This window comes from Lysinibacillus sp. GbtcB16, assembly GCF_019091145.1.
Lineage (GTDB): Bacteria > Bacillota > Bacilli > Bacillales_A > Planococcaceae > Lysinibacillus > Lysinibacillus fusiformis.
This window is the reverse complement of record NZ_JAGXJV010000089.1, coordinates 1-692: the sequence shown is the minus strand read 5'-3', so window position 1 is coordinate 692 and position 692 is coordinate 1. Positions and strand designations below refer to the sequence as shown.

Below are 692 nucleotides of genomic sequence, written 5' to 3'. Positions count from 1 at the left end.
TGCCTCTGGATTTAAATCTTGAACACTTAATACATTAAATAAATGTTCTTCATCGGAAAATGCATTTAAAGTCGCGATGTTTACATTTAGTTGAGTAGTTTTACTTCTAACAATGTTATAAACGCTTCGCGAAAGATTTCTGAGTAACTTCATGTTCACTTTATCAACTACCACACTCTTACCAAGCGTCTTATATAGTTCAATATAATCATCAACTACTATTGCATTAACGCGTAAAGAACGATTATTACCTAAATCAATTAATTTCTCTTTTGCCATTGGTTGTTCTTTATTGATATGTTCTTGCCATTCTACCAACCAAATATTAGAGATTAGGTGATTTGCATCATCCAACATTTCAGCAATATCTGATAAAATATCTTTTATATTTTCGTCTTGCACAGAATACCCCATTATCACTAATGGGTGCTCAATGAAATAAGTTAATAGCTGTGCAGATAAGTATTTTTTCTTTTTCATAAAATGCTTATAATCTTCTTGATGTAGAACAATACTATTAGCTTCTTTTGTTGTTCCGTGGATTTTCAAGATTTCTCCTACATGTGTATACATAGACCTTCTTATAATCTGTTGTCCAACTATTACTTCATAATTAGGAAAAATTTTTTCTAACATTTCATCATAATTGGTTGTTATGATAGCATGTGGGTCTATTTGGCTCAATAATTGCA

1 protein-coding gene is annotated in these 692 nt (G+C 30.5%); it reads right to left on the bottom strand.

All coding sequences use genetic code 11. The features are described from left to right. A partial coding sequence (locus KVT27_RS23435; protein ID WP_217582055.1) for an SIR2 family NAD-dependent protein deacylase occupies positions 1–692 on the bottom strand: 692 nt, incomplete at both ends.